Source organism: Mycobacterium sp. (genome assembly GCF_035570115.1).
In the GTDB taxonomy this organism is placed as follows: domain Bacteria; phylum Actinomycetota; class Actinomycetes; order Mycobacteriales; family Mycobacteriaceae; genus Mycobacterium.
This window is the reverse complement of record NZ_DATMLH010000167.1, coordinates 1-25711: the sequence shown is the minus strand read 5'-3', so window position 1 is coordinate 25711 and position 25711 is coordinate 1. Positions and strand designations below refer to the sequence as shown.

The following is a 25711-nucleotide window of genomic DNA, read 5'->3' as shown; positions in this document are numbered from 1 at the left end:
CCAGGCGAAGTTGAGGTCAGCGGTCAGCTGCTTGGATCCCATGACCGCGTAGGCGCCACCGTAGGACTTGCGGATCGTGATCGTCACCTTCGGCACGTCGGCCTCGACGACCGCGTACAGGAATCGCCCGCCGCGCTTGATAATTCCGCCTTTTTCCTGCTCAACCCCCGGCAAGAAGCCAGGGGTGTCGACGACGAACACTAGCGGCACGTAGAACGCGTCGCAGAACCGGACGAACCGGGCCGCCTTGTCGGAGGCCTCGTTGTCGATCGAACCCGACATGTACGACGGCTGGTTCGCCACCACGCCGACCGGTCGACCATCGACCCGGGCGAACCCGGTGATGATGGACTGTCCTGCCTGAGCGGCGACGTCGAGGAAGTCGCCATCGTCGAAGATCCGCAGCAGGATCTCGTGCATGTCGTATGCCGTGTTGTCGGAATCCGGCACGATCGAATCGAGTTCCAGGTCGGTTGGAGTGACCTCCGGCTCCAGCCCCGGGTTGACGGTCGGGGCCTTGTCGAAGCAGTTGGACGGCAAGAACGACAGGAAGTCCCGGACGTACTGGAAAGCAGCGGCCTCGGACTCGACGACCTGGTGGATGTTGCCGTAGCGGGCCTGCGCGTCGGCGCCACCCAGCTCGTCGAGGCTGACGTCTTCACCGGTGACGTCCTTGATCACGTCGGGACCGGTGACGAACATGTAGCCTTGGTCGCGCACTGCGACCACGAGATCGGTTTGGATCGGCGAATAGACGGCTCCCCCAGCGCATTTACCGAAGATCAGCGAGATCTGCGGCGCCAGTCCGCTCAACAGGTCGCCGCGGCGGCCCAATTCGGCGTACCAGGCAAGCGACGTGACCGCGTCCTGGATGCGGGCACCGGCGGAGTCGTTGATGCCGATGATCGGGCAGGCGACCATCGCGCACCACTCCATCAGGGCCGCAACCTTGCGGCCGAACATCTCACCGACCGAGCCTTGAAACACCGTCTGGTCGTGCGAGAACACCCCGACCGGCCGGCCGTCTATGGTGGCGCGGCCGGTCACACACCCGTCGCCGAAGAGCGCGTTCGGATCTCCCGGCGTCCGCGCCAATGCCCCGATCTCCAGGAAGCTGCCTGGGTCGACCAGATCGTAGATGCGCGAGCGGGCGCTCGGGATACCCTTCTTCTCGCGCCGTGCAATTGCCTTCGGATCACCGGGTTCCTTTGCGAGCTCTAGCTTTTCGCGGAGTTCAGCCAGTAGCTCGGCGCTGGTCTTGGTGGTCACTTGGCTTCCCTTTTTTGTAGCCGATCCTCTGCTTTAATCTTGTTGAGCGCCTGGGTCATATGCGCGCCAACCTTGGCGATGATCGGCTCGTCGATGGCCTGGATGTGTTCGCCGCCGATCGGGACAACTTCCAGATCCGCAACGTACTCGCCCCAGCCGCCGTCGGGCTTGCGGGTGGCATAGCGCGGCTCGAAGGTGATCGCGTCGTCGTGGTAGCGATCGGCCATGTACAACGTGACATGACCGTCGTAGGGCTGGATCTGGACGGTGTCGATCGCACGGTTGTCCAGATACGAGGTGCGCTGATGTTCGATGATCCCGCCGGGGATCTGCACACCGCTTTGTTTGACGGCCTCCAGCACGAACCTGACCTGTCCCTCGTCGTCGAGCTCTTCGAGGTGCTCGTACGGGATGTCAGGGATCTCGACGTTGAAGGTCCGCTCGGCGAACCGGGCGTAGCGCTCCCAGCGCTTGCGGGTCTCCTCCTTGGTCTGCGGGATCTCCTCACCGGCGCGCACCGCGTCGATCAGCCCGACGAACGGCACATCGCAGCCCTGCTGCTTGAGCCCGATCGCGCAGGCGTAGGCCAGCACCCCGCCCAGCGACCAGCCGACCAGAATGAACGGCCCGTCGCCGCCCAGCTCGCGCAGCTTGGGAACGTACTGGGCGGCACGCTCCTCGATGGTGCCCTCGACGCGCTCGAAACCGTACATTGGGGTGTCCGGCGGCAGGCGGTTCAGCAAGGGCTCGTACACCACAGTCGACCCGCCCGCAGCGTGGAACACGAACACCGCGGGCTTGGTGGAGCCTTCCGGCCTGGCGCGGATGATGCGCACGAATCCGTCGATCTGGCCGGCTTCCAGGTACTCGCGCACCGCGGTCGCCAGCTCCTCGATGGTCGCGGCGGCTTTGACGTCCTCGGCGGTGATCGGGCCCTCAGCCCGTTCGGAAAGCCGTTGCGCCATCTTGGCGGCAGCGTCGTCGTCTAGCTTCGGCAACGCATTGAAGATGCCGCCCGGTGACTTGCCGGTGACGATCGCCCAGGTGGCGAAGGTGACCCGCTCGGCGGCGTCCCGTGGGGGAATGTCGGAACCGAGCGCCTCGGCGACGGCCTGCTGGTTGAGCGCCTGCGCGGCAGCCGCCAGGTTCGGTTGCGGGGCGGGCGCGGCCGGGCCGGACGGGTTAGTCGGCGGCGGCGGGATCGGCGCGTCGGAAGCCGGCGCGGGCGCCGTCACCGCAGCCGGCGTCGCCCCGGACAACATCCCCGCCTGCTCCTTGGCGATCTCGTCGGCGGTCTGGGTCTTTTGGTGTTCGTGCAGATCCTGCACCTCGTCGCGGTGCTCGATCGCATACTCGATGAGCTTCTCGACGTTGTAGAGGTTGGCATCGCGAACCGCTTGCAACTGAATGGGCGGCAGGTCGAAGTCGTACTCGACGCGGTTCTTGATCCGCACCGCCATCATCGAGTCCAGGCCGAGCTCGATCAGCGGCACCTCCCACGGCAAATCCTCGGGCTCATAGCCCATCGCCATCGACACGATGCTGGCCAGCCGCTCGCCCACCGTCTCACCGGAATCCGGTGACCACCTGCTCAACCCGGCGACCTGACGCGCGGTCAGGCTGTCGGTCAGCGTGCCCGCATCGTCATCGGCAGCCGCCGGCTCGGCGACGGCTGCCGCCGCTTCGGCCGGCGCCGCGTTGACCGTCGGGGCGATCGCCGCACCCGCGCCAACGGCCGTCGGCAACACGGAGGCGTGGCCGGCCCGCGATACCAGTGCGTCGTAGACCAGCGTGAAGGACTCGTCGATGCGCGCGTGGATCTGAACAGCCGCTCCGCCGGGATGGCGGGTCAGCGTCGTCACCAGTCGGGCGTTCTCGGCGGGCACTGCCCGTTGCTCGGAGGCCGTGAGCTGCGCATCCGGAAGCACTTGTGTTGCTGCAGCTTTCACAAGTGCGGCCAGGTCAGTCGCACCACGCGGCGCATACTCCCACACGTGCCGGCCATCCGGCATCGCCACGTGGGTGCCGGGCATCAGCACCGATCCGTCACCGGAGAAGTGCGCGTCGAGCCAGTGCTCCTTGCGGCGGAATCGGGTCGGCGGGACGTTCGCATAGTCCTCGGGGCCGGAAGCGCGCGTGAACAGCGTGCGGACGTCGAGGTCATGCCCCAACACGAACAACTGCGCCATCGCCGACGTCATCGCATCGACATCGTCCTGCTTGCGGGCCAGCGTCGGGATCAGCTGCGCATCCGGCAATCCCGCGGCAGCGGTGGTCAAACCTACCTGCATCAGCGCGACCGGGTTGGGCGCGAGCTCCAAGAACGTGGTGTAGCCGTTGTCGACCGCGTTGCGGACGCCGTGGGTGAAGTAGACCGAATGCCGCATCCCCTTGATCCAGTAGGCGACATCGTGGATCGGCACGCCGCCGGGCTTGATGTAGGTGCCCTCGTGGATCGTGGAGAAGATGCCCACGGTCGGGCTCATCGGCGTGATGCCCTGCAGTTCAGCGGAGAACTCACCGAGCAGCGGATCCATCTGCGAGGTGTGGCCGGCGCCCTTGGTCTGAAGTTTGCGGGAGAAGCGGCCCTCCGCCTCGCAGCGGGCGATGATCGCGTCAATCTCTGCGGGCGGCCCGCCGATCACAGTCTGACTGGGTGCGGCGTAAACGCACACCTCCAGGCCGGGGAAGTCGGCGAACACGGTCTTCAGCTCATCAGCGGAGTACTCGACCAGCGCCATCAACCGGATGTACTCGCCGAAGAGCATCGCTTCGCCTTCGCCCATCAGATGCGAGCGCGAGCAGATCACCCGGGTGGCGTCCGCGAGCGAGAGCCCGCCGGCGAAGTAGGCCGACGCGGGTTCGCCCAGCGACTGACCCACCACCGCCGCGGGTTTGGCGCCGTGATGGCGGAGCACCTCGCCCAGCGCGATCTGGATCGCGAAGATGGTCACGTTGCTGGTTTCGATGCCGTAATCGTGTGAGTCGTCGAGGATCAGCTCGAGCACCGAGTAGCCCCGCTCATCCTGGATCAGCGCGTCGACCTTATCGATCCACTCGGCGAAGACCTCGTTGCGCAAATACAGGTTCTTGCCCATCTTGCGGTGCTGTGCGCCGAAACCGGCCATTGTCCACACCGGGCCGTTGGTCACCGGCCCGTCGGTGCTGAACACGTTCGGCTTCTGCTTGCCGTCGGCGACCGCGCGCAGTCCCTTGATCGCCTCGTCGTGGTCGTGGGCCAGCACCACCGCGCGCGAACGGCCGTGGTTACGCCGCGACAGCGAACGGCCGATCGACTCCAGCGAAGACGCTTGGCCGTCCGGGCTTTCCAGCCAATCGGCGAGCTCGGCTGCGGCGGCCTTTTTGCGCGACGTCAGAAACGCCGACACCACCAGCGGCACCAGCGGCGCCGGTGTCTCTTCGGCCGCAAGCTCTTCCAACGCGATCTCTTTGAGTCGCTTGGCTTCGTCGGTGATGCCGGGCAGCTCGTACTCGTCGTCGAGCGCCGCGTGGCCGTTTTCGGCGGATTCCACGAACTCGCCGTACTCGTCGAAGCGCATACCGCCGACAAGCCCGACGTGCTGCTCCTCGACGGGCGCCGCGGGTGCCTCGACAGGCTCCGGCTCGCGCTCTATGACGTCGCGGGGCAGCACTTCACGCAACACGACGTGCGCATTCGCACCGCCGAAGCCGAAGCTGGACACCCCGGCCACGGCGTAGCCGCCGTAGCGCGGCCAGTCGGCGACGGTGTCCAGGACGCGCAGATGTGTCGCGTCGAAGTCGATGTAGGGGTTGGGGCCGGCGTAGTTGATCGACGGCGGCAACTTGTCGTGCTGCAGCGACAGCACCATCTTGGCCAGGCTGGCCGCGCCGGCGGCCGACTCCATGTGCCCGACATTGGTTTTGATCGCCCCCAGCAGCACGGGCTTGTCGGCGGGACGGCCGCGGCCGATGACCCGTCCCAGTGCCTGCGCCTCGATCGGATCGCCCAGCACCGTGCCGGTGCCGTGCGCCTCGATGTAGTCGACGGTGCGCGGGTTGATGCCGGCGTCCTTGTAGGCCCGACGCAGCACGTCGGCCTGGGCGTCCGGGTTTGGTGCGATCAGACCGTTGGACCGGCCGTCGTGGTTGACCGCGCTGCCGGCGATCACCGCGAGGATCTGGTCGCCGTCGCGGCGGGCGTCGTCGACCCGCTTGAGTAGCAGCATCGCGCCACCCTCGGAGCGGGTGTAGCCGTCGGCGTCGGCGGAGAAGGACTTGATCCGGCCGTCTGGTGACAGCACCTGGCCGATCTCATCGAAACCGAGCGTCACGACGGGGGTGATCAACGCGTTGACGCCACCGGCGACGGCGGCGTCGCATTCACCGTTACGCAGCGCCTGTATCGCCTGGTGGGTGGCGACCAGCGAACTCGAGCAGGCGGTGTCCACCGCGACCGACGGTCCGTGGAAGTCGAAAAAGTACGAAACCCGGTTGGCGACAACCGAACTCGCGTTCCCGGTGATCGCGTAAGGGTGGGCGACAGTCGGGTCGGACATCGCCAAGAAGCTGTAGTCGGCGACGGAGGTCCCGACGAACACGCCGACCGATTCACCGCGCAGGCTCGACGCCGGGATGCGGGCGTGCTCGAGCGCCTCCCAGGTCAGCTCCAGCGCCATCCGCTGCTGTGGATCGATGTTGTCGGCTTCGGTCTTGGACAGCGCGAAGAACTCGGAGTCGAAACCTTTGATGTCGCTCAGGTAGCCGCCGCGGGTGCGGGCCTTGTTGATCCGTTCGGCCAGCCGCGGCTCATCCATGAACTCCGACCAGCGGTCCGCGGGCCGGTCGGTGATCGCGTCGCGGCCCTCGAGTAGCGCCTGCCAGGTCTCGTCGGCGGTGTTCATGTCGCCGGGCAGTCGGGTGGCCAGACCCACCACGGCGATATCGACCCGCTCGACCGGACCCTGACGCGTCCAGTCGGCGTCGTCTGTGCCGCCGGCATCGAGTTCGGGGTCGCCCTCGACGATCCAGGTGGCCAGCGACTCGATGGTCGGGTGCTCGAAGGCGGCGGCGATCGACACCGTGACCCCGGTGCGATCCTCGATGTCGGCGGCCATCGCCACCGCATCCCGCGACGACAGACCCAGTTCCACCATCGGCGTGGCCTCGTCGATCGCATCGGGCGACTGCCCGACGGCCTTGCCGACCCAGTTGCGCAGCCACTGCCGCACCTCTGGCACGGTCATGTCGGTGCGGGCGGGTTTGTCGGCGGGCCCGGCAGCGGCTTGCGCCAAAGGTTCCGAATCGGTGTCTGTATCAGTCATGTTGGGGCTCAGTCAGCTTGGTCGGGGAAGGCATTCGGGACCGCGGTGCCGCTGCGCAGGCTGCCGTCGATATAGGCGGTGCGGCAAGCCCGGCGGCCGATCTTGCCGCTGGACGTCCTGGGAACCGATCCGGCCGACACCAGCAGGACGTCGCGCACCGTTACCCCGTGCCGAACGGCGATGGCCGTCCGGATGTCATCGGCGATGGGTTGGTAGTCCAGCTTGTGCGCACCGGTGGCACGCTCGCCGACAATCACCAGCTGTTCGGAGGTGTCATCCGGGTCGTATTTCAGCCCGGCGTGCGGGTTGTCGAACACCGCCGCAGGCAGCTGGTTGAGGGGCACTGAGAACGCGGCAACGTAACCCGCGCGCAACGCCCGGCTGGCTTCCTGCGCCGAGTACTCCAGGTCCTGCGGATAGTGGTTGCGGCCATCGACGATGACCAGATCCTTGACTCGGCCGGTGATATAGAGGTCACCGTTGTGGTAGGTGCCAAAGTCGCCGGTGCGCACCCACGTCCCGTCATCGGCGGCTCCCTCGGCGTGTGACGGGTTGGTGCGTGACTTGAGGATGTTTTTAAACGTCTCGGAGGTCTCTTGCTCCCGGTTCCAGTAACCGGCACCCATGTTGTTGCCGTGCAACCAGACTTCACCGATCTGCCCGTCGGGCAGTTCGCTGGCGGACTCGGCGTCGACGATGGTCGTCCACTGGTCGATACCGATCTTGCCGGCGGAGGCCTGCGCGACAGCGTTCGGCGCGTCAGCGGCCACCTCGACGAACCGCTTGTTGTTCAGCGCCTCCCGCTCGACGTGGATGATCTTGGGCGCGTCGGCCATCGGGGTGGTCGAGACGAACAGGGTGGCCTCGGCCAGACCGTAGGACGGTTTGATCGCTTTCTCCTGGAAGCCGTACGGCGCAAATGCCTCGTTGAACTTGCGGATCGATGCCGCCGACACCGGCTCGCTGCCGTTGAGGATCGACTTGACATTACTCAGGTCGAGCGGCGGCTCGTCGTCCTTGGGCACGCCACGCAGTGCGGCGTGTTCGAAGGCGAAGTTCGGGGCGGCGGAGATCGTCCCGCCGGTCTCGCCGTCCTTCCGCGCGAGTTCGCGTATCCACCGGCCGGGCCGGCGCACGAAGGCGGCGGGTGTCATGAAGGTGAAGTGGTAGCCGATCACCGTCGACAACAACGCGGTGATCAGGCCCATGTCATGGAAGAACGGTAGCCAGCTGACACCACGGTCACCTTCCTGGCCCTCCAGCGCATGGATCACCTGGACCACGTTGGTGGGCAGGTTCAGGTGCGTGATCTGGACGCCCGTCGGGGTGCGGGTGGAGCCGGAGGTGTACTGCAGATAGGCGACGGTGTCGTGCCCGGCGGGCACGTGCTCCCACGTGGAGCCGACCTCTGTGGGCACCGCGTCGACGGCGATGACACGCGGCCGCTGGTTGGCCGGCCGGCCGCGCATGAACTTGCGAACGCCTTCGGCGGAGTCGCTGGTGGTCAGGATCGCCGACGGCTCGCAATCGTCGAGCACCGCGTGTAGTCGGCCGACGTGACCCGGCTCGGCCGGGTCGAACAGCGGCACCGCAATCCGACCGGCGTACAGGGTGCCGAAGAACGAAACGAGGTAGTCCAGGTTCTGCGGGCACAAGATGGCGACACGGTCACCGGGTTGGGTGACCTGCTGCAGTCGGGCGCCCACCGCACGGTTGCGGGCGCCGAAGTCGGCCCAGGAGATATTGCGCGCGATCCCGTCGCGTTCGGTGGAGAAGTCGAGGAACGTGTAGGCCAACCCGTCTCCGCGCACCTTCGCCCACTTCTCGACGTGACGGACCAGGTCGGTGTTCTCCGGAAACCTGATCCGCCCGTTCTTATCGATGAACGGGTTGTGGTACGCCATGCCAGTCTCTCCTGTCGCAACAGTTCTAGGTCGATCTGCAGCTATGCGAGCTGTATCGACGGTTACATCCGACGCGGGCCGGCCAATCGGACACCGCACATTTCGCCTGCGCAGGGCTGTCGCGAACAGCAAACCTCACAGATCGTACCGACGCACGCCTGGCGATCCGCGACGCGTCGACGCGGGAGGCCGACACAGTTGTTCTTAAATATCTCTTAATGTTAGTTGGTGCCGCGCCGCGAACCAAATCTGAAGGTACCGCTTGTTGCATTCGTCACCTGTATGACGCCGACCCGTGTCTGGCGGCCTGATCACCCGTGTTTCGGGTGCGGCGCGTTCGCGACCGTATCGTGCGCCCAATTCAATGCCCACTCGGTGGCCGGCTGTCCGTTCAAGCCCCAGAACTGGGTGGTGGCATACAGCGCATGCACCGGCTGGCCGGCGCCGCCGGCCAGCACATCCAGCGTTCTGGGCAGATTAGCCAGGCTGAACGCCTCCTGGGGAGCGGCACAGATCAGGTCGCCAGTCCCGCAGATCTCGTTGGTCTTGCCGTTGAGCGCGCCGAAACCGCCCGGCCGCGGGCCGGTCATGGTCAAACCGAGTCCGGACAGCACCGGCACCTCCTGCAGGGTGATCTCGGCGCCTTCGCCGGGCGGATTAGGCCCGATGTCCTGGCCCACACCTTGCTGACGACGGCCGTCCGCGATCAATGTCACACCGAGCACCAGATCGTCGTCGACCGGTCCGCGGCCATTGCCGATATCGCTGGCGATGTCGCCCGCGATCACCGCCCCCTGTGAGAAGCCGACCAGCGCATAGCTGGTCAACGGGCACTTGGCGTTCATGTCGGTCATCGCCTTGACCGCGGCGCGGGTTCCCTCGGCGCGGCTGTCGTTGTACGACATTTGGGTGTCCCCGCTCAGCGGATTGTGGAACTGGGCGGTGTAGGGCACGGTGTACGTCTCGACTCGGCCGGAGTTGAACTGCTCGCTGATCGGACGGGTGACGTTGAGTAACAACGCCTTCGGGAACTCGACCGGGTTCAGCGGATTGTCCTGCAGCGACGACTCCCAGGTGCCGGGAATCGCGATCAATTGCACATCGGGACAGCTCGCGTCTTGAAAGGCCGGCCGTGGCTTGTGTGGGTAGGTCGAACTGCTGGTCGGCGGCACGATGCTAGGCGGCACCGCGCTCGGCGGAGTTTCCTTTTGCCGCAGGACGGCAACCACGGCGAAGATGACCAGCCCCACGACCAGCGCCACGCACGCAGCAGCGATCAACGCCAGGGTGCGGTGGCGCTTCCGTCGGGAATTACGCCGCGAGTTAACAGCCATGGTCTCCTGCTAGCAGAGTCGTTCGGTCGCACAGTCGGCGGCGGGCAATGTGTTTCGCGCGCCACGTCCGGGCCACTGCACGGGCCGTAACGTCGGCTGCACCCCTCAACGGTACCGGTTCGCGGCACCACCTCCGCTGCGCCGAGCCTGCGACAGACGGCGGGTTGGCGAGCTAGCGGATCGCGCCGACGATGTCGCCGGACATCGCGCCCAGCTGGCCGCTCCATGAGCCCCAGTCGTTGCTGCCGCTATTGGGGAAGTCGAAGTGGCCGTTGTGCCCGCCGACGTTGCGGTACTGCTGGTAGAAAAACCGGGCGTTGCCCATCGCCTCGCCGGCCTGGCCGATCATCGCGCCGGCATCGCCGCCCATGTTCGTCGGGCTCCACACCCAGATCCTGGAATTGTTCTGTGTGAGTAAGTCGGCGTGCACCCAGGGGTCGTGCCACTTCCACCGACCCAGCTGCGGAGCGCCCCACATGCCGTTGCCGTCGACGCCGCCGAACTGCTGCAGACCGGCGAGGATCGCGCCGTTCGTCGTGGTGTTCGACGGGTACAGGAAGCCCGACAGCGAACCCGCGTAGCCGTAACGGTCGGGGTGGAAGGTGGCCAGGGCCATCGCGGCGTATCCGCCTTGGGATGCGCCCACCGCGGCGTGGCCGCCCGGAGCCAGACCTTTGTTAGCGGCCAGCCAGTCCGGCAACTCGCTGGTCAGGAAGGTCTCCCACTGCTTGCTGCCGTCCTGCTCCCAATTGGCGTACATGCTGAACGCCCCGCCGGCCGGTGCGGCCACCGAAATCCCCTTGCCGCCCAGCGTGTTCATCGCGTTACCTGCGGTCACCCAGTTGCTGACATCCGGGGCGGCATTGAACGCGTCCAACAGAACCACCATGTGCGGTCCGCCGGCCAGGTAGGCCACCGGGATGTCACGGCCCATCGACGCCGATGGCACCATCAGCGTCTGGTAGCCCGCGGCGCGGGCGGATGGGCCGTTGACCGCAGCGAGGCCGCCGACCCCGATCGTCAGCACGGCGGCGCACAGGAGCCTTAGCAGCATCGACAGACCCTTCATACCGACCTCACTCGTCGCTCGACCACCAACCCAGGGGCCAATCCCGCAGATCGCCCCCTGCCGCGAGAAAGTCAATCACACCCGGGGCGACCCGGACGCCGGAAATGACTAACGGCGACGACCCCGCAAGGTCGCCGCCGTCAGTCGTGTTGGTCTACCGTCCGGTGTGTTGGCCGGTCGCGGAGGCCGCGGGCGCGGGCGCACCCGGAGCCGCAGCCGGCCCAGGACCCGCGCCCGGCGTCGCGCCGAGATGTTGCTGCAGGTCGGGCAGCATGGCGTGCAGCTGCGCACCCCAGTACGGCCAGTCGTGCGTGCCGTTGGCGTCGAAGTTGAACACCGCGTTGTGGCCACCGGCCGCGTTGTAGGCGTCCTGCCACTTCATGTTGCTGGTCCGCACGAAGCCCTCGAGGAACTTGGCCGGCATGTTGTCGCCACCGAGGTCCGACGGCTTGCCGTTACCGCAGTACATCCACACGCGGGTGTTGTTGGCGACGGTCTTGCTGACGTTCACCAGCGGGTCGTTGCGCTGCCAGGCCGGGTCCTCCTTCGGGCCCCACATGTCTTTAGTCTTGTAGCCACCGGCGTCACCCATGGCCAGGCCGATCAGCGACGGTCCCATGCCCTGCGACGGGTCCATCAGACCGGAGAACGAGCCGACCTCGATGAACTGGTCGGGGTGGTAGTTCGCCAGGTTCAGCGCCGAGGCACCGGCCATCGACAGACCGACGGCGGCACCGCCGGTGGCCTTGACCTGCTTGTTGGATGCCAGGTACGCGGGCAGCTCGCTGGTGAGGAAGGTCTCCCACTTGTAGGTCTGGCAACCGGCCTTACCGCAGGCCGGGCTGTACCAGTCGGTGTACCAGCTGGACTGTCCGCCCACCGGCATGACGATCGACAGCCCGGACTGCAGGTACCACTCGAAGGCGGGGGTGTTGATGTCCCAGCCGTTGAAGTCATCCTGGGCCCGAAGACCGTCGAGCAGGTACACGGCCGGCGAATTGGCGCCACCGCTCTGGAACTGGACCTTGATGTCGCGGCCCATCCCCGCCGACGGCACCTGCAGGTACTCGACCGGCAGACCCGGCCGGGAGAACGCTCCCGCGGTCGCGGACTCGCCCACGACGCCGATCAGCCCCGGCAGCAGCGCCGCTGCGGCGGCTCCCACTACGAGTCGGCGCGGCACCCTCTTTGCCGCGCCACGAAACCTGTCAACAAGCCTCATTCTTTGCTTCCCCATCTTTGTCGGGCCCACACTTGTGGGTCGGACTGCATGCGCCGGATTGATTGGCGTACGGCGCAGCTGTGCCCATTTAGTCAACCACATCTTTGGGGCTGTCTTCTCCTTGGCATGCGTCCCCAACCGGCCCCCGCGCCGCTGCCGGGCCCACCCAATTCGGCTGTGGATCACCACGTCGTGAATGTGCCGATGAGCGGTCGCCCGCCGGTAAGACTACATATGCCGCGTTGCTGGGCGCAGGTCGGGGCGATTGCTGGAGCGGCCGAAGCGAGCCGGCGGAAATCGGTACGGAAAATCCTGGGCCGGCTACGGCCCGGTGGCCGGCAGACCGGTGTACGGGACGCCGCCTGACTCTGGCACGGCGAGGCCGCACCTGATGAGTTCGTAGCGCGGAACCCGGTCGATTCGGTACTTGGTGAATCCATAGGAATGCAGGAAATTCGACACAAACCGGTGAACACCCATCGGAGCACGCACCGAACTCAGCATCGACTGGGTCGCCGGACATTGCAGCGCCGCCGTGGCCTGAGCGACCCACTGCGCGTCGAGGTACCCCGGAACACCCGGATACCACTTCACCCAGGGCCCATCGGCGATCACCCAGTCCGGGAAAAGGTTCTTGTCGTGACCGATCCGGCCGTGCTGCAAGCGGGCGGTGTGAGCGGCCACCGGGTTGGCCAATCCGATTTGGTCGATCACCCGGATATCCAGTCCGACATTCATGCCCACCATGCCGAGGTTGGTGAAAAATACTGTGTGAGGCCCCTTTTGAGGTGGGCCGGGTAAACCAGCCGGGTTCGGCGAGATGGGCGGGACGAGATCCCACCGATCGTAGTTGCCGGACGGCAGCAACAATGCTCCCTCCGGCGTGTTGTTGAGCGCCACCAGCACCGCACGCATACGCGGGTAATCCAAGTAGTCGGCGGCCGTCAGGGGATGTGCGTGACCCGTTGCCTGTGCATAGAAACGGCGCTCGTCCACAATGCCCGAGTAGGTGACCCGGGTGGCGTCGTCGCCCATTCCGGGCGAATTGGCCGCCCACAGCGACCATCCCGCGAGCGCCATCCACAGCGCGCTCACCGCGCCGGCCAACCAGTAGCCGGCCTCCCGGGACAGTCTGGTTCCGTCGGGAAACACCACGGGCACCACCGCCACCGGCGCGAGCAAACAAAACAGCGGCGCCAGCAGAACTCGGCCATGCATGAAATCCCCGCCCTGCCGGATCCAGTACAGCGCCTGGAGCAGCCCGCTGACGAGGAAGAAAGTCACCACGGCGGCCGGGCTTTGCACCGACCGGGCCAGCGGTCCGGGCGCGCGTGCGGGTGTGTACCGAATCCCTTTCCGGCGGCCGGCGGAGACCACCAGAGCCAGCCCCGCCAGCAACACCACCGGCACCCACAGCGCGTAGGGCTGGTTGAAGTTCGAGAGATAGATCACACCCTGCGACCACTTGTCGCCGGCCGCGTCCTTGGCCAGCGCGGTCCCCGGGAACAGCAACCCGTAGTAACCCATCCGGAAGATCTGGTAGGCCACCGGAAGTAGCCCGCCGGCCACCACGATCAGCACTCGACGCCGCCCACCCTTCGCAGCGATCAGCATCATGATCAGCGCCAGCCCGCCGATCAGAGCCAGCTCGGGGCGCACCAACACGCTGCAGCCGGCGACAAAGGCCAGCGTGCCGATGAACACTCGCCCGGACGGGCGCACTCGCACCGCTTGCGACCAGCAGACCATCATCCACCAGAGCAGCCCGAGGTAGGCCATCACCAGCCCGCTTTCCAGGCCTGAGGTGGCGAAGTCACGCGCCGGCGGGACCGCGATGTAGACCAGTGCGCCGGCCGGCAGCATCACCGCCCGACGGCCCAGCAAGCCGGGCGCGAACAGCCGACCGGTGCCCAACATCAGCATCGCCAGCCCAGCCACGCTGAGCAGAAGAGCCAAGACCAGCGCCACGTACTCCAGGCGCATCGGCCAATTCAGCCAGCCGCCCACGTAGACCAGATAGGTCCACACCACCGAGGTGTTGGCCTCTACCCGCTCACCCTTGTTGAACACCGGCCCGTTGCCGGCCAGCAGATTACGTACGGTGCGCAGGACGATCAGTCCGTCGTCGGCGATCCAGCGCCGCTGCCAGGCACCCCATCCGAACAGCACGCCGACCACCACCACGCTGGCCCAGAGACTGACCCGGACGGTGGCGTCATACGGGAACGATGGCCGGCCTATCGCTGTTGTTATTCGCCGGCCAGCCGGCTTGCGAGACGGGGCCGGGAGCTTCGGGGCCACGTCAGCCGAGGATAACCGCAGCACCTATGGTTCCGATCCAGGCCAAGAACAGTATTTGCAGCACCCGGTCGCGCAGCGCGATGTCCTCGGGCTCTCCGGCCAGGCCGCCGTCGACGTCGACTGCGTATCGCAAAATCGCGATGGTGAACGGAACCATCGAGATCTTGAACCAGGAGCCCGAGGCTGCGTCGCGCTCGAACGCCCACAGCCCGTAGCACAACACCACCGCAGTCGCCGACATCGTCCAGACGAAACGCAGGTAGGTGCTGGTGTAGCTTTCCAGCGACTTGCGGATCTTGGCCCCGGTGCGCTCGGCCAGTTGCAGTTCGGCATAGCGCTTGCCGGCCACCATGAACAGCGAACCGAATGCCGCGGTGAGCAAAAACCATTGGGACAGATGGATTTCGGTGGCGGCGCCACCGGCGATGGCGCGGATCAAATACGCCGACGAGACGATGCAGATGTCAATCACCGCTTGGTGTTTGAGTCCGAAGCAATAGGTCAGCTGCATGCCGATGTAGACGGCCATCACCAGGGCCAGGTTCGGGTTGAACCACCAGGACAGGCCCAGCGAGGCCACCCCGAGCACCGTTGCCAGCGTGTAGGCCAGCCACTCGGGCACCACGCCTGCCGCGATCGGCCGGAACCGCTTGGTGGGGTGTTCGCGGTCGGCCTCGACGTCTCGAACGTCATTAACCAGGTAGACCGACGAGGCCGCCAGGCAGAACACCACGAAGGCGACCGCCACCTGACCCAGCATCTTGAGGTAGTCGTAGTGGACGACGGTGCCCAACGCGGCCAGCGGGGCCGCCGCCACCAGGACATTCTTCACCCACTGGCGAGGGCGCATCGCCTTGACCACGCCGACGATCAGGTTGGCCGGCGGTCCGGTCACCGGTACTTTGCTGTCGATGTCCTCGATGTCCTCACTCATTCACTCGCTCCACCCGTGATCCGACCGTCCACCCAGGTGGCGACCGCCGCGACGGCGGCGCCGACGACCACGCCGGTGGCCACGTCGCTGGGATAGTGCACGCCGAGCAGCACCCGGGAGAGCGCCATCGGCGGCACCAGCATGACAGGCAGCGGCGCTCCGGTGGCGCGGGCCAGCAGGATGGACGCCGCCGTCGTCGAGGTGGCGTGCGCCGACGGGAAGCTCAGGCTGCTCGGGGTGCCGACGTTCACCGCGACCGTCGGATGATGCGGCCGTGGCCGTCGCACCAGTCGCTTGATCAGCACCGCGGCCGCGTGCGCGGTGAAGGCCCCGGCGCCGGCCACCAGCCAGGCCCGGCGCCGCGCCGGCTGCAGGATCGCGCCGATCGCCGACACCGCCAACCAGCCGATGCTGTGCTCACCGAAGTAGGACAGGGCCCGCGCCGCAGCCAGTGCGCCGGGGCGTTCGCCCAACGCCGATTGAATCGCTACCAGGGCAGCCACTTCACCACGTGGCGGCACCGAATCAGCTGCGATGTCGGCCATTGCCGGACACGTTGTCTCGAGCCGGCAGCAGCACCGTCTCCCACTTCTCCTTGCTGGACAGCACCGGCAACGCCTCGCGGTAGGCGCGACGCATCTCGCCAAAGCGGCTCAGCAGGAGCCGTTGACGCCGCAGCGACTGCCATAGCAACGCGAACATCTTCGCGCGGTCGCGCTGCCGGTAGACGGCCCCGCGTCCGTCAGCCGTCGTAACCGTGGCGCCGTCCAGCGTGGACAGCCGGAACCACCGGGCGTCTTGGGTCGGCACGTTGAGCTGAGGGCGCTGATGGTGCGTCGGGTCTACCCGCTTGAGTTGATGGAATGTCCCGCGGGCCAGCCGGTACCCGATTGCCAGCGGGTTCACCGGCGGCTTCATCTCATAGTTCCGCTGCGACGCCGCCGGCAACTGGTCGGAGGAGGGCAACACCACCGCATCCGGGTATGCCTTGCGCATGCGATGCACCTCGGGCAGCGCGGTTTCCAATATTGAGAAGATGTGCTCTGGACCGGCGAGGAAATCGTCGATCGCCCTGTTCTGAATGGCTACCGTCGAATACTCAAGGCAGGAAAGGTGTTTGAGCGTGGCCTTGAGGTGGCTGCCGACCAGTCCGGACACGTCGCCATCCCAGTGCATGGCCGCAACCACCAGCCGGTTGCGCAGGTGGAAGTAGGCCTGCCAGTCGATTGCGTCGTCCTTGTCGCTCCACGCCATGTGCCAGATCGCCGCACCGGGCAACGTGGCGGTGGGATAGCCATGCGCGGCGGCGCGCAAGCCGTAATCGGCGTCGTCCCACTTGATGAACAGCGGTAACGGCTGGCCCAGTTCCTCGGCAACCTGCCGCGGGATCATGCACGTCCACCAGCCGTTGTAGTCGACGTCGATGCGCCGGTGTAGCAGTTGGCTACGAGGGTCGTTGTCGCTCAACGGGTATTCGGCGAAGTCGTGGTCGTATTCGGTATAGGGCGCGGAGGTCCACATGAAGTTGGACCGGTCCACGATCTCGCCCATGATGTGCAGGTGCGACGGCTCCTGCAGGTTGAGCATCTGGCCGCCCACCAGCATCGGCGCCTTAGCGAAGCGGTTCATCGCCAGTATCCGCAGGATGGTGTCGGGTTCCAGCTGAATATCGTCATCCATGAACAGGATCTGCTGGCAGTCAGTGTTTTTCAGCGCTTCGTACATCACCCGGCTGTATCCACCGGAACCACCGAGATTGGGCTGGTCGTGGATGGAGAGCCGATCACCCAGTGGCGCGGCGGCGGCAGCGAAGTCGGGGTGGTCGCGCACCTTCGAGGTGCCCTGGTCGGGCACGATCACCGCGCCGATAACTTTGTCCACCAAGGGATCTGAGGTCAGATCTCGTAAGGCGTTGACGCAGTCGTCTGGTCGGTTGAAGGTCGGGATGCCAAGGGCGATGTTCGCGACCCCTGGCGCGGGCTTGTCGGAGTACCATCCGGCGCTACCCAGCGTGACGTTGCTGTCGGTGGTGATGTCGAACCAGACCCACCCGCCGTCTTCGAACGGCTGCAGTCCCACCTGGAACTCCACCGTCACCGACTGGTCCCCGGTGCTGGCGAATTCGCGTCCTTCGACGAAGATCCGAGCGCCGGTCGCCTTGGTCCGGTAGACGTCGACGCGCCCGGTCCCGGTCAGTTCGGCCCGCAGCACCACCGACGCGCATGTTGTCCACCGCCGCCAGTAACTGGCCGGGAACGCGTTGAAATAGGTGGCGAATGACACCTCGGACTCGGCACCGATCTGCAGTGAGGTGCGGTTGCTCGCGTGCGCGCGACGGGAGTTCGTCGTCGACTCCTCCAGGTAGAGCTTGCGCACGTCGAGTGGCTCGCCGGGACGCGGCAGGATGACGCGGGCCAGCAGGCTCACGGCTTTACCGCCACGCTCTTGCGGGATCGGGGCGCCCGCATTGGCCGTTGCCCTGGCTGCATCGTCGCCGGTGGTCTTCGTCATCCGCGGATGGTTCCTCTGTTGTTCTCTTCGAGCGCCGCACCGTCACGAAGGTGCGGCGCCAGGATGTTGTCGTACATGTTCAGTGCACTGGCGATGGCCATGTGCATGTCGAGATACTGGTAGGTGCCGAGCCGGCCGCCGAAAAGCACCTTCGACGAAGCGGTTTCATCTTTGGCCCTGGCTCGGTAGGCGGCCAGCACGGTGCGGTCGGCCTCGGTGTTGATCGGGTAATAGGGCTCGTCGTCATGGTCGGCGAATCGGGAGTACTCCCGCATTATCACCGTCTTGTCGGTCGGGTAGTCCCGTTCTGGGTGGAAATGACGGAACTCGTGAATGCGGGTATAGGGCACGTCGAGGTCGTTGTAGTTCATCACCGGTGTGCCCTGGAAATCGCCGATCGGCAGTACCTCGACTTCGAAATCCAAAGTGCGCCAACCTAAGTGCCCATCCGCATAGTTGAAGTACCGGTCCAGCGGGCCGGTGTAGACGACCGGGGTGTCGGGACTTTCCGCTCGCAGGCCGTCGCGCACGTCGAACCAGTCCGTGTCCAGCCTGACCTCGATGCGCTCGTCGGCGGCCATGTTCTGACACCACGCCGTGTAGCCGTTGACCGGCAGCCCCTCGTAGGTGTCGTTGAAGTACCGATTGTCGAAGGTGTAGCGCACCGGTAGCCGGGTGATGTTCGCCGCCGGCAATTCCTTGGGGTCGGTTTGCCATTGTTTGGCGGTGTAGCCCTTGACGAATGCCTCGTAGAGCGGCCGCCCGATCAGCGAGATGGCCTTCTCTTCGAGGTTCTGCGCATCGGCGCTCTTGATCTCCGTGGCCTGCTCGGCGATCAGCTCCCGCGCCTGGTCGGGGGTGAAGTAGCGGCCAAAGAACTGCGCCACCAGCCCGAGCCCCATCGGGAATTGGTAGGCCTGCCCGTCGTGCATCGCGAAGACCCGATGCTGGTAGCCGGTGAACTCGGTGAACTGCCGCACGTAATCCCACACCCGCTTGTTCGAAGTGTGGAAGAGATGCGCGCCGTACTTGTGCACCTCGATGCCGGTCTGCGGCTCGGCCTCGGAGTAGGCGTTTCCGCCGATATGCGGACGCTTTTCGACCACGAGCACGCGCTTGTCGAGTTGGCTGGCCACGCGCTCGGCAATCGTCAGGCCAAAGAATCCGGAGCCGACTACGAAGAGGTCGAAACGAGTGGTCATCGGTTGCCTAGGGTATCCGACGGCGCGACCGTAGCCCGCTTGGCAACGGCGTTCCGCCGGGGTGTTCTGTGTGCGGCGCTGGCCAATGGCATGGATACCAGCCCCGGTGCCGGCGGTTGAGCGCATTTCAGTGACGAAGGTCGCGATTGGCTCACAATTCGATCTCGCCACTCTAGTCACACCAATCACGTCAGTACCATCGATCACGTGCCCCGAATAGCAGCTCTCCCGGCACCTTGCGCGTGCTGAGCGCGCATGAAACGACAGACCACATAGCCCAGATATTGAGGAGACTTCCGTGCCGAACCGACGTCGACGCAGGCTCTCGACAGCCATGAGCGCAGTCGCCGCTCTGGCGGTCGCGAGTCCATTTGCTTACGAAGCCGTCAGCGGTCTGCTGACCGACCACAAACCCCCGGTTGAGCACCACGAGTTCGTCAAGGCCGCGGGGATGACCGACCTGCCCGGCGAGTTAATGTCTGCGCTGTCGCAGGGACTGTCGCAGTTCGGGGTTACCCTCCCGCCAGTGCCTAGCCTGACCGGCGCTACCAGCCCGGGCGGCCTTACCTCGCCCGGTCTGGCATCACCTGGCCTGACCTCGCCCGGTCTCGCCTCGCCCGACTTAACCTCACCAGGCCTCACCAGCCCCGGTCTGACGTCGCCTGGTCTGACTTCGCCGGGTCTGACATCGCCTGGTCTGACCAGTCCGGGCCTCACCCCGGGCACAACGCCGGGTCTCACGCCGGGCACGACGCCGGGTCTCACGCCGGGCACGACTCCGGGTCTTACGCCGGGCGCGACTACGGGTCTCACCCCGGGTACGACGCCGGGTCTCACCCCGGGCACAACCCCAGGTCTGACCAGTCCCGGACTCACCAGCCCGGGCGGTCTGACGCCAGGGCTGACCAACCCGACCGGCTTCGATCCGTTGACCAGCCCCGGTCTTGGCGCCAGTCCGAGCGAATATCCGATCAGCGACCCGATCGGATTGGACCCGGGCGCCGGCGGCACCTACCCGATCCTCGGCGACCCGTCGCTCGGCGCTGCGCCGTCGGGCGGAAGTAGCGGCGGGCTGGTCAGCGACATGATGAGCGCGGCCAACCAGCTCGGCGCCGGTCAGGCCATCGACCTGCTCAAGGGCTTGGTGATGCCGGGCATAACGCAGGCCATGCATGGGGGCGCCGCCGCTCCGGCTGCTGCTGCACCGGCCTTGCCGGTGCCGCCGGTGCCGACACCCTGATCCGAGCCTGGCCGCACGACCTGCCACCCGAAACGGCACCGCAGAAGAGGGACCGAGCGCGATCTGCGCAGCCCAATCTCTGCGGTGCCGTTCGGAGGGTTCGTTGACTTAATTCACTTGCGTAGCGTGTCGAATCATCTGCAACATTAGACACATACGTAACATCGGGTGGTGCCGCCCCGCCGTCCAGCACCGACGATGTTGTTCACCGCCATCGCGGCGACCGCAATCATCCTGCCGTGGGCGGCAGTCCCGGCCACCGGACATCGGGATCAGCGGCATCAGTCGGCCCGCCCCGCCGATACCCAGCTCGCCCAACAACCGTTGATCGGCCTCGGCGGAGGCGTCACGGTTCGCGAAATCAGCCAAACCACACCGTTTTCCATGGTCGCGGTGACCGGTGCAGACCTCAGCGGCACCTCCGCGCGGGTACGCGCCCGGCATGCCGACGGCTCCTGGGGTCCGTGGTATGAGACCGAGGCGCTGCAGGCCCCGGCCGGCCATGGCTCGACTGTGTCTTCCAAGGGGACATCCGGCACCGATCCGGTATTCGTAGGCAAGACCACGACCGTTCAAATCGCGGTCAGCCGCCCGCCCGGCGCGCCGCCGACCTCGCGGCCGAGTAGCCCGACGCCGACCACACCCGGCCTGGGCTACCTTCCCGCCACCGCGGAACAACCGCTGGCGCAGAACATCTCCGCCGTTCTTATCTCGCCGCCACAAGCGCCCGCCGACGTCCAGTGGACACCGCCCACCGCAGTCATCGCCGCGGGTCAGCCGCCCAACATCATCGGTCGCGCGCAATGGGGCGCCGACGAATTGGTGCGCTGCGGCAACCGGCCGTTCAATGCGCCTATCCGCGCCGCGGTCGTCCACCACACCGCCGGGAGCAACGACTACCAGCCGCAGGATTCGGCGGCGATCGTCCAGTCCATTTACGCCTATCACACCCAAATCCTGGGCTGGTGCGACATCGCCTACAACGCGCTGGTCGACAAGTACGGCCAGGTGTTCGAGGGCAGGGCCGGCGCGCTGACCGGGCCGGTGCAGGGTGACCACACCGGCGGCTTCAACCGCGAGGCCTGGGGTGTGGCGATGATCGGCAACTTCGACGACGTGGCGCCGACGCCGATCCAGCTTCACACTCTCGGCCGGTTGCTCGGCTGGCGGCTGGGACTAGATCGCGTCGACCCCAAGGGGACAGTGACTTTGGCCTCGGCCGGCGGAGAGAACACTAACTATCCCGTTGATGCCCTTGCCGCGCTGCCGACCATCTTCAGCCACCGCGACGTCGGCGCCACCGACTGTCCGGGCAACGCCGCCTACGCGCTGTTGGACGAGATTCGCGATACCGCGGCCCACTTCAGTGGCCCGCCCAGACCCGAAGACCTGGCCTTGTCGTTGCAGGGCGGCGCGATCTATGACCGGTGGCAATCGATCGGCGGCGTCAACAGCGTGCTGGGCGCGCCGTCATCACCCGAAGCAACCGGGGCGGACTCGGCGCGCTACGCGACCTTCGACAAGGGCGCGATGTACTGGTCGCCGGCGACCGGCGCCGAACCGGTCACCGGAGCCATCTACGACGCATGGGCCTCGCTCGGCTACGAGCGGGGTGCGCTAGGACTGCCGACCAGCGGCGAGCTCCAGGAGCCGCAGTGGGTGAAGCAGAACTTCCAGCACGGCACACTGAACTTCGACCGGCTCAGCGGTCGCGTCAGCCGGGTGATCGACGGTGTCGCTCAGGAATTGCCGCCGTCGCCGCCGAGTGGTCCGCCGATACAGCTCGAGCGGTTCTCGCCGCCAGTGGGCTAGAGGCGATCGCCCCGCTAAAGCCACCAGCGTTCCAGCACCCGCGCCACCCCGTCGTCCGTGTTGGGCGTGGTCACCTCATCGGCGACGGCCAGCACGTCGGGATGCGCGTTGCCCATCGCCACCCCGTGGCCGGCGCGCAAAAGCATCGGCACGTCGTTGGGCATATCCCCGAACGCGACCCAGTCGTCATCGGTAATGCCTTGCGGCCGGGCGAGTTCGGCTATACCGGTGGCCTTGTTGATCCCCAACGGCACGATTTCGATCAGCCCGTTGTTGGTGGAGTAGGTGATGTCGCCCTCGATGCCGACGTGCTTGGCTAGCTCGGCAGCCATATCGGCGCTCCGGGCGCCGGCCTTGCGAATCAGTAATTTGACCGCTGGGGCGCTCAGCAGGTCTTCGATGGACACCTCGATGTTGTCGGGATTGAGCCAGGCGTGTTCGTAGCCCGGCGAGCTGATGAATTGCGGCGTGGCCGTGTCATGCGCGCTGGCGCCGACCCGCTCGACCGCCAACCCGGCGCCCGGGATGGCCCGCGTCGCGATCTCGGCCAGTTCGCCCAGAGTCGCCACGGACAGCGTGCGGGCGGTCACCACGCGGTCGGTCGCGGGGTCATAGATCACAGCGCCGTTGGCGCACACCGCCATCGGCGCGAACCCGAGGTCCTCGACCACCGGTGTCACCCAGCGTGGCGGGCGACCGGTGGCCAAAATGAACTGTGCTCCGGCCTCGACAGCGGCGCGCACCGCATTGCGCGTGCGCGGGGTGATCCTCTCGTCGTCGCCGATCAGCGTGCCGTCCACATCACAGGCGATCAGGGCAGGCAGCGTCACCGGGCCGACCCGCCTTCGCGGCCAGCCGAATTGGTCAATGCTTTCCGCTTTGGCTCTGCCCCGGCTTGGTTACGCCATCGGTACCGTACTTATCCAGGCGGTCCTGCAATTCCGACAACCGGATCGCCTGGGAATCCTCCCGGGTCGGCGCTGCGCCACCCAGCCGGCGCGGCACCCAGAACTCGCCCTCCGGGTGCGGGTACTCCTCCTGCACGCGGTACAGCAGCTCGTTCATCGCCCGCCGCAGAGCGACGTTGAGTTGTTCGGGGGTGCCGTGCGGGGGCAGTGGCCGGCCGGCCGCTACGGTGATCGGCACCTTGTTGCGCAACACCTTCTTTGGCTGGTCTTTGGGCCAAATACGGTGGGCGCCCCAGACGACCAGCGGGACGATCGGGACCTGCGCCTCCAACGCCATCCTGGCCGCCCCGGTCTTGAACTCGCGGAGTTCGAAACTGCGGCTGATGGTGGCCTCGGGATGCATCCCGATGAGTTCGCCCTCGCGTAGCCGCCGCACAGCGACATCGAAAGCGTCGTGTCCCTGCCTGCGGTCCACTGGGATGAGCCTGGCGTGCTTGATGACGTAGTTCACCGCCTTCACATCCGCCATCTCGGCCTTGATCATGAAGTACATCCGCCGGCCCCGTTCACGGGCGGCGAACAGGGGCGGAAGCCAGTCCAGGTAGCTGGTGTGGTTCTGCGCAAGCAGGGCGCCGCCCCGCTCGGGAATGTTCTCCAGGCCACGAAACGTGAACTTGGTTCCGTTCATCGCGACGACCGGCGGCACGATCCACTCGCCGAACCGGTAAAGCGGCTCTGCCATGCCCGGTGCTCCTTTCGCCCAACCCGGCCCGCACGTGCCCTCCGCTTTATGCTCCCCGACCCGGACCCCAGGTGCCCTCAGCTGCTCGCCGTGTCACCCGCCCGTTTCCGGGCACGCTCGGTTCTTTCAGTTTCCTCGCGAATCTTTGCCTCCGCCACCGTAGGTGCACTGCCGCCCAGTCGGTGGGGCACCCAGTACGCACCTTGCGGGTGGGGATACTCCTCCTGCACGCGATGCAACAAAGACGTCATTTCGTCGCGCAACGCCAGGTCGAGGTGCTCGACGTCGCCATCCGGAGACAACGGCTGGCCCGCCGCGACGATGACCGGGATCTTTTTGCGGCCCACATTTCTCGGGTGGTCTTTCGTCCAAATCCGCTGTGCACCCCAGACAATCAGCGGAACCGTCGGTACTCCTGCTTCCAGCGCCATCCGCGCCGCCCCGGTCTTGAAGTCCTTGAGCTCGAAGCTGCGGCTGATCGTCGCCTCGGGCATCAGGCCTACCACCTCGCCGGCCCGCAGCAACCGGACGGCCTCGGCGTACGCCTCAGACCCGGCTCCACGGTTGACCGGGATGGTCTTGGTGTGCTTCATCAAGAAGTTGACGATCTTCACCTGCTGCATCTCGGCCTTGATCATGTAGCGGATACGCCGGCCTCGGTAATGCACGGCAAGCGCGGCCGGCAGCCAGTCCACGTAGCTGGTGTGGTTGATCGCCAGCACCACACCGCCGGTTCGCGGAATGTTCTGCAGGTTCTGATAGGTGATCTTGGTGCCGGTAACCATGACCAGGGCCTTGGCCGTGATCTCGAGACTTCGGAAGACCGGCTCCATGCCGTTACTCCGACGCGCCCGCCGAGTCCGCCCCGCCCCGGGCCGCTCGGGCGGCGGCACGTTGGCTGGCTTCCTCGGCGTCCAACCGGGCTGCCTCCGCCATGGTCGGGGCGCCGCCGCCAAGGCGGTGTGGCACCCAGTACTCGCCTGCCGGATGCGGGCCGTAAGAGTCCTGCACTCGCTCAAGCAGATGCTGCATTCGGGAGTGCAGCAACGCGGTCAACTCGGGCGCCGGCAGCGTCGGCAGGATCGGCTCGCCGACCGCGATCGCGATCGGCACCTTCGGACGGAATAGCTTCTTGGGATGGTCCTTGGTCCAGATCCGCTGGGCACCCCACACGATGTGCGGGATGATCGGCACGTCGGCCTCGATGGCCATCCGGGCAGCGCCGGACTTGAACTCCTTGATTTCGAAGCTGCGGCTGATCGTCGCTTCCGGGTAGACGCCAACCAGTTCACCGGCCTTGAGCCGCTGCACCGCCGCTTCGTACGACGTGGCGCCGCTGGACCGGTCCACCGGGATGTGCCGGCAACCCCGCATGATCGGCCCGGTGATCTTGTTGTCGAAGACTTCCTGCTTGGCCATGAACCGCACTTTGCGCGCGCGGTGCTCCCTGTATGCGGGTAACCCGGCGAGGGTGAAGTCGAAATAGCTGGTGTGATTGATGGCGACGACGGCGCCGCCGGTGGCAGGCACGTTCTCCTGCCCGACGACCGAGAAGCGCAAACCCTGCACACGCCATGCCAGCCGCACAATTTGGATGACTGTCCCGTACACCGGTTCCACGGTGATCAACTTTAGTGTTTCCGGTCAAACGGCCGTGGCCAGACAAAATATTCGGCTGTGACCATTCCCGCTAGTTCAACCACGGATCGACTACTACCGGCGACTGTGGCGGGCCGAGGACGACGACTCGGCCCGCTAAGCTGGGGCGGCAGTGCAGGTCACGAGCATCGGTCATGCGGGCTTTCGGATCGAGACCGAGGCGGGCAGCATTCTGTGCGACCCCTGGGTCAATCCGGCCTACTTCGCATCCTGGTTCCCCTTCCCGGACAACAGCACCCTGGACTGGGAAGCCCTCGGCGACTGCGACTACCTCTACGTCAGCCACCTGCACAAGGACCAC

Annotated in this window: 18 protein-coding genes; 3 read left to right on the top strand and 15 right to left on the bottom strand. The window is 66.3% G+C overall.

The window, feature by feature from the left end:
* From VNW74_RS15450 to glf, 11 genes are all read right to left on the bottom strand, one after another.
* On the bottom strand, positions 1-1269 hold a 1269-nt coding region (locus VNW74_RS15450), incomplete at its 3' end, for an acyl-CoA carboxylase subunit beta (protein ID WP_325678286.1).
* On the bottom strand, positions 1266-6494 hold the full coding sequence (gene pks13, locus VNW74_RS15445) for a polyketide synthase Pks13 (RefSeq protein WP_325678294.1): 5229 nt from the start codon (positions 6492-6494) through the stop codon (positions 1266-1268). The genes pks13 and VNW74_RS15450, both read right to left, overlap by 4 nt.
* 86 nt (positions 6495-6580) lie before the next feature.
* Entirely contained in the window at positions 6581-8476 is a 1896-nt protein-coding gene (fadD32, locus tag VNW74_RS15440; protein WP_325678284.1) for a long-chain-fatty-acid--AMP ligase FadD32, read from the bottom strand.
* Between the two features lie 311 nt (positions 8477-8787).
* Positions 8788-9810 (bottom strand): cutinase family protein, encoded by a 1023-nt coding sequence (locus VNW74_RS15435; RefSeq protein WP_325678282.1) that lies wholly within the window; start codon positions 9808-9810, stop codon positions 8788-8790.
* Between the two features lie 172 nt (positions 9811-9982).
* Complete coding sequence (locus VNW74_RS15430) at positions 9983-10879, bottom strand: alpha/beta hydrolase family protein (RefSeq protein ID WP_325678280.1); 897 nt, start codon at positions 10877-10879, stop codon at positions 9983-9985.
* A gap of 154 nt (positions 10880-11033) precedes the next feature.
* On the bottom strand, positions 11034-12101 hold the full coding sequence (locus tag VNW74_RS15425; protein ID WP_325678279.1) for an alpha/beta hydrolase family protein: 1068 nt from the start codon (positions 12099-12101) through the stop codon (positions 11034-11036).
* A 321-nt stretch (positions 12102-12422) separates the two neighbouring features.
* On the bottom strand, positions 12423-14402 hold the full coding sequence (zomB, locus tag VNW74_RS15420) for a flagellar motor control protein ZomB (protein WP_414686693.1): 1980 nt from the start codon (positions 14400-14402) through the stop codon (positions 12423-12425).
* A 1-nt stretch (position 14403) separates the two neighbouring features.
* Positions 14404-15336, bottom strand: a complete 933-nt coding sequence (locus tag VNW74_RS15415) for a decaprenyl-phosphate phosphoribosyltransferase (protein WP_325678278.1) — start codon at positions 15334-15336, stop codon at positions 14404-14406.
* Positions 15333-15881, bottom strand: a complete 549-nt coding sequence (locus tag VNW74_RS15410) for a phosphatase PAP2 family protein (protein ID WP_325678277.1) — start codon at positions 15879-15881, stop codon at positions 15333-15335. The genes VNW74_RS15415 and VNW74_RS15410 overlap by 4 nt, the downstream gene beginning before the upstream one ends.
* Complete coding sequence (locus VNW74_RS15405; protein WP_325678290.1) at positions 15862-17763, bottom strand: glycosyltransferase; 1902 nt, start codon at positions 17761-17763, stop codon at positions 15862-15864. Before VNW74_RS15405 ends, VNW74_RS15410 begins: the two co-directional genes overlap by 20 nt.
* An 80-nt stretch (positions 17764-17843) precedes the next feature.
* Positions 17844-19049: a UDP-galactopyranose mutase gene (glf, locus tag VNW74_RS15400; RefSeq protein WP_325678276.1), complete on the bottom strand. Its 1206-nt coding sequence runs from the start codon at positions 19047-19049 to the stop codon at positions 17844-17846.
* A 298-nt stretch (positions 19050-19347) separates the two neighbouring features.
* On the opposite strand from glf, the gene VNW74_RS15395 reads away from it, so the two are divergent.
* Positions 19348-20289 (top strand): PirG, encoded by a 942-nt coding sequence (locus VNW74_RS15395; protein WP_325678275.1) that lies wholly within the window; start codon positions 19348-19350, stop codon positions 20287-20289.
* Between the two features lie 171 nt (positions 20290-20460).
* On the top strand, positions 20461-22101 hold the full coding sequence (locus tag VNW74_RS15390) for an N-acetylmuramoyl-L-alanine amidase (RefSeq protein ID WP_325678274.1): 1641 nt from the start codon (positions 20461-20463) through the stop codon (positions 22099-22101).
* A gap of 14 nt (positions 22102-22115) precedes the next feature.
* Here VNW74_RS15390 and VNW74_RS15385 read toward each other — a convergent pair whose 3' ends face one another.
* The 4 genes from VNW74_RS15385 to VNW74_RS15370 form a co-directional block, all read right to left on the bottom strand.
* Complete coding sequence (locus tag VNW74_RS15385) at positions 22116-22931, bottom strand: HAD family hydrolase (RefSeq protein ID WP_414686692.1); 816 nt, start codon at positions 22929-22931, stop codon at positions 22116-22118.
* Positions 22932-22965: 34 nt separating this feature from the next.
* A complete protein-coding gene (locus VNW74_RS15380; protein ID WP_325678272.1) occupies positions 22966-23751 on the bottom strand; it encodes a lysophospholipid acyltransferase family protein in 786 nt (261 codons plus the stop codon).
* A gap of 77 nt (positions 23752-23828) precedes the next feature.
* Complete coding sequence (locus VNW74_RS15375; RefSeq protein WP_325678270.1) at positions 23829-24584, bottom strand: lysophospholipid acyltransferase family protein; 756 nt, start codon at positions 24582-24584, stop codon at positions 23829-23831.
* Between the two features lie 4 nt (positions 24585-24588).
* On the bottom strand, positions 24589-25371 hold the full coding sequence (locus VNW74_RS15370; protein ID WP_325678268.1) for a 1-acyl-sn-glycerol-3-phosphate acyltransferase: 783 nt from the start codon (positions 25369-25371) through the stop codon (positions 24589-24591).
* 151 nt (positions 25372-25522) lie between these two features.
* Between VNW74_RS15370 and VNW74_RS15365 the strand changes: the two genes are divergently transcribed.
* Positions 25523-25711, top strand: a 189-nt coding sequence (locus tag VNW74_RS15365; protein WP_325678266.1) for an MBL fold metallo-hydrolase, incomplete at its 3' end; no start/stop codon positions are given.